General features: G+C 73.5%; 3 protein-coding genes and 1 pseudogene. 3 read left to right on the top strand and 1 reads right to left on the bottom strand.

Annotation, left to right across the window (positions count from 1 at the left end; translation table 11 throughout):
- Positions 1–203: pseudogene (locus OZN99_RS26270) on the bottom strand (hypothetical protein); the annotation flags it as partial.
- Between the two features lie 166 nt (positions 204–369).
- On the opposite strand from OZN99_RS26270, the gene OZN99_RS26265 reads away from it, so the two are divergent.
- The 3 genes from OZN99_RS26265 to OZN99_RS26255 form a co-directional block, all read left to right on the top strand.
- Positions 370–1,500, top strand: coding sequence for a Gfo/Idh/MocA family protein (locus tag OZN99_RS26265; protein WP_270938188.1), 1,131 nt, complete (start codon positions 370–372; stop codon positions 1,498–1,500).
- A 91-nt stretch (positions 1,501–1,591) separates the two neighbouring features.
- Complete coding sequence (locus tag OZN99_RS26260; RefSeq protein WP_270938189.1) at positions 1,592–3,001, top strand: M20/M25/M40 family metallo-hydrolase; 1,410 nt, start codon at positions 1,592–1,594, stop codon at positions 2,999–3,001.
- On the top strand, positions 2,998–4,428 hold a 1,431-nt coding region (locus tag OZN99_RS26255; protein ID WP_270938187.1), incomplete at its 3' end, for a M28 family peptidase. The genes OZN99_RS26260 and OZN99_RS26255, both read left to right, overlap by 4 nt.

The following is a 4,428-nucleotide window of genomic DNA, read 5'->3' as shown; positions in this document are numbered from 1 at the left end:
TCCGCCGCGATGCGCGCCGACAGGTCGGTGCCCGCCCCGGCCAGGAAGGGCACGATCAGCCGGATCGGCCGCGCGGGATACTCGTCCGCGCGCGCCGGGGCGACGGCGGCGAGCGGAAGGCCGAGCGCCGCGGCCAGCGCCACGCGGCGTGCGAAGGGTCGATTGCGGGCGCCGGGCACGCGGGACGGGATGACGGGCGGCATCGTGTTCCTCCGGACTGCATGGCGGCGTCTGCGCGCCGGTGCCCGATCATGCGTCCTGGCCCGGCGCCCTGACCCGCCCCGCGGTCGCAAAGCTGCTGTGCCACACGAACAAAGCCGGCAGCGCTGCCCGCGCCCTATCCTTGGCACCGCAGCAGGGGCGCACGGCATGGCGGAAGCACCGGTCAGGATCGGGATCGTCGGCGCGCATCCCGAGCGCGGCTGGGCGCAGGCCGCCCACCTGCCGGCGCTGCGCCACCTGCCGGAGTTCGAACTGGCCGCCGTCGCCACCACGCGGCAGGAGAGCGCCGAGGCGACCGCGCGTCGCCATGGCGTGCCGCACGCCTATGCCGATTGGCGCCGCATGATCGCGGAGGCCGAGCTCGACGCCGTGATCGTCGCGGTGAAGGTGCCCTTCCACCGGGAGATCGTGCTGGACGCCATCCGCGCCGGCCGGCACGTCTTCTGCGAATGGCCGCTCGGGCTGGATGCGGCGGAGGCGGCGGACATGCACGCGGCCGCCTCCACGGCGGGGGTGCGCCACATGGTCGGCCTGCAGAGCCACGCGCATCCGGTGCTGATCCAGGCGCGCGACCTGGTGGAGGACGGCGCGATCGGCCGCATCATCTCCTGCACGCTGACCGCCTCGCTGAACAACTGGGGCCCGGTGCTGCCGGCCGGCGAGGCTTACCGCATGGATGCCCGGTTCGGCGCGACCGGGCTCACCGTGCCGGGCGGCCACACGCTGGATGCCCTCTGCGCCTGCCTCGGCGGCTTCGCGGAACTGTCGGCCGTGGTGGCGACGCCGCAGCCCGTTGCGACCCTGACGCCGGGGAACGAGCGCATTCCCGTCACCGCGCCCACGCAGCTTCTCGTCGCCGGTCGGCTCCGCTCCGGCGCCGTGGCGAGCCTGCATGTGAAGGCCGACATCCACGCGCCGACCGGATTGCGCTTCGAGATCAACGGCACGGCGGGCGACCTGGTGGTCACCACCGCGCCGCCGATCGGCAACGCGCCCGTCGGCATCCAGCGCGCCGTGCTGCGGCTGGAGGCAGCGCTGCAGGGTAGCCGGGAGTTCGCGGCCGTGCCGCCGGCCGATCCCGCGCCGCTGCCCGACGGGATGCCTGGCGGCGCGCCCGCCTTCACCGCGCGCCTACTGCGCCGCTTCGCCGCAGCGATCCGAAGCGGCCGCGACGCGACGCCCCATTTCGCCACCGCCCTCGACCGCCATCGCCTCATCGAGGCCGTCGCCGAGGCGTCGCGCAGCGGCCGGCGCGTAACGCTGGCGGACAAGGACTGATCCGCACCGCAACGGCGCCGGCCCGCATCTTCACGCGCGCGCCGCAGCCGTGCGAGCATCGCCCGACCGGCGCGGGAGGGCAGGCGTGGACATGTCACGGAATGCGGCCATCGCGCGCGCGCAGCGCGGCTTCGACGACGGCGACTACCTCGCGAAGCTGCGCCGCCTGGTCGCCGTGCCGACCGAGAGCCAGCTCGACGGCAGCCTGCCGGCGCTGACTCGCTACTGCGCCGAGACCCTGCCGGAGCTGATGCAGGGCATGGGTTTCGCCACCTCTGTGCTGGCGAATCCGCGCGAAGGCCGCGGCCCGGTCTTCGTCGCGACGCGCATCGAGGACCCGGCGCTGCCCACGGTGCTGGTCTATGGCCATGGCGACGTGGTGCGCGGCCTCGCGCCGAAGTGGAGCGACGGTCTCGATCCCTGGCAGGTCACCGTGCGCGGCGATCGCTGGTATGGCCGTGGCACGGTTGACAACAAGGGCCAGCACCTGATTGCCATCGAGGCGCTGCGCGCCGTGCTCGCCGAACGCGGCAGCCTCGGTTTCAACGCCACGGTGCTGGTCGAGACCGGCGAGGAACAGGGCTCGCCAGGCCTGCGCGAGCTGCTGCGCGCGGAGCGCGACCGGCTGGCGGCGGATGTCTTCATCGGCCTCGACGGCCCGCGCCAGACCACCTTCATGCCGGAGATCAAGCTGGGCGCGCGCGGCGGCGTGGCCTTCGACCTCGTCGTCCGCCTGCGCGACCACGCGCATCATTCCGGCCACTGGGGCGGCGTGCTGCCCGACCCCGGCTTCATCCTGGCGCATGCCATGGCCAGCATCGTCACGCCGCAGGGCCGCATCCTGGTGGAGGGCTGGACGCCGCAGGCGATCCCGCCGGCCGTGAATCGCGCCATCGGCGCGCTGGTCGTCGAACCCATCGAGGGCCTGCCCGAGGCCGATCCCGGCTGGGGCGAGCCTGGCCTGACAACGGGCGAGAAGATCTTCGGCTGGACCAGCGTGATCGTGCTGGCGCAGGTCACCGGCCATCCCGACGCGCCGACCAATGCCGTGCAGGGCGAGGCGCGCGCCCGCCTGCAGGTGCGCCACACTGCCGACATCCGCGGCGCCGACATCGTGCCCGCGCTGCGCCGCCACCTGGATGCGCGCGGCTTCGGCGGGGTGCAGGTGATCCCGGTGCTGGAGCGCGACATGTTCGGCGCCAGCCGCACCGACCCGGACGATCCCTGGGTGCGCATGGTCGCCGAGAGCCTGGAACGCAGCGCCGGCCGGGCGCCGAATGTCGTGCCCAACTCCTCCGGCTCCAACCCGTCGGACATGTTCCAGGAGGAACTGGGCCTGCCGGTGATCTGGATCCCGAACAGCTATGCCGGCTGCAACCAGCACGGCCCGGACGAGCACGCGCTCGCCCCGCTGCTGCGGGAAGGGCTCGGCCTGATGGCCGGGCTGTGGTGGGACATCGGCGCGGGCCTCGCGCCGCCGAAGCGAGGGAACCGCGCATGACCGACGCACCGACCGAAGCCGTCAGCGGGCCGGAGATGATGGCCAACCTGCGCGAGATCGCGCGCTGGGTGAAGCTGTCCGGCACCGCGGAGGAGCGCGAGGCGCTGTCCTTCGTCGAGCGCCGCATGCAGGAGTACGGCTACCGCACCCAGGTGCTGCTGCACGACGCCTTCATCAGCCTGCCCGGCAAGGCAGGCGTGACGGTGGACGGGCGGGCGGTGACGGCCATCACCCAGTCCTTCTCGCTGTCCTCGCCGCCCGGCGGACTCTCCGGCGTGCCGCTGTATCTCGGACACGGGACGGAGGCCGACTTCGCCGGCAGGGACCTGCGCGGCCGCATCCTGCTGCTGGAGGGCATGGCGACGCCTGCCGTGGCGCAGCGCGCCACCCAGGCCGGCGCCGCCGGCCAGCTGCACATCAGCCACCACGAGCACCTGCACGAGATGTGCATCTCCCCGGTCTGGGGCAGCCCCTCCGCCAGCACGAAGGAGGGACTGCCGCGCACCGTCGCCTGCACCATCTCCGCTGCCGATGGCGGCGCAATCCGTGACGCGCTGGCCGCGGGCGCCGCGCCCGTGGTGACGCTGCATGCCGAGGTGGACACGGGCTGGCGCAAGACGCCGATCCTGGTCTGCGACCTGGACGCGCCGGGCGGCGCCGCCGCGCCCTTCGTGATGATGTCCGGCCATCACGACACCTGGTACTTCGGCGTGATGGATAACGGCTCCGCCAATGCCGGCATGATGGAGGTGGGGCGCCTGGTCGCGCAGCGGCGCGACGTCCTCCGCCGCGGCTTCCGCATCTGCTTCTGGTCCGGCCATTCGCATGGCCGCTACTCCGGCTCCGCCTGGTACGCCGATGCGCATTGGGACGAGCTGGACCGCCGCTGCGTCGCGCATGTCAACGTGGACAGCCTGGGCGGCACGGGCGCGACCGTGCTGTCCAACACCGCGGCGATGAGCGAGCTGCGCCACCTGGCGGCGGAGGCGGTGCGGGTCCACGCCAACCAGGACTACAAGGGCAAGCGCAAGGCCCGCAGCTCCGACGACAGCTTTGTCGGCATCGGCATCCCCTCCATGCTCGGCTCGATCAGCGAGCAGCCGTCGAAGCACGCCAAGGCGCGCAACGCGCTGGGCTGGTGGTGGCACACGCCGCACGACCTGATCGACAAGGTGGACGAGGCGAACCTGGTGCGCGACACGCGCGTGCTGCTGCACGCCTGCTGGCGCCTGCTGGCGGACCCGGTCGTGCCGCTGGACCACGCCGCCACGGCGGATGCGCTGCTGGCCGAGCTGGGTTCGCTCGAGACCGCGCTGGCCGGCCGCTTCCCCCTCGCCCCCCTCGCCGAGGCCGCGCGCCGGCTGCGGGACGAGGCCGCCGCCATCGCCGCGCATCGCGCGCCGGTCGCACCGGATGCAGCGGCGACC

Source organism: Falsiroseomonas oryzae, assembly GCF_027856955.1.
In the GTDB taxonomy this organism is placed as follows: Bacteria; Pseudomonadota; Alphaproteobacteria; order Acetobacterales; family Acetobacteraceae; genus Falsiroseomonas; species Falsiroseomonas oryzae.
The sequence above is the reverse complement of the archived record's forward strand: the minus strand, read 5'-3'. Positions and strand labels throughout refer to the sequence as shown.

Coding starts and splice junctions, on each gene's coding strand:
- OZN99_RS26265 (WP_270938188.1), top strand. CDS start 370: ATGGCGGAAGCACCGGTCAGGATCGGGATCGTCGGCGCGCATCCCGAG.
- OZN99_RS26260 (WP_270938189.1), top strand. CDS start 1,592: ATGTCACGGAATGCGGCCATCGCGCGCGCGCAGCGCGGCTTCGACGAC.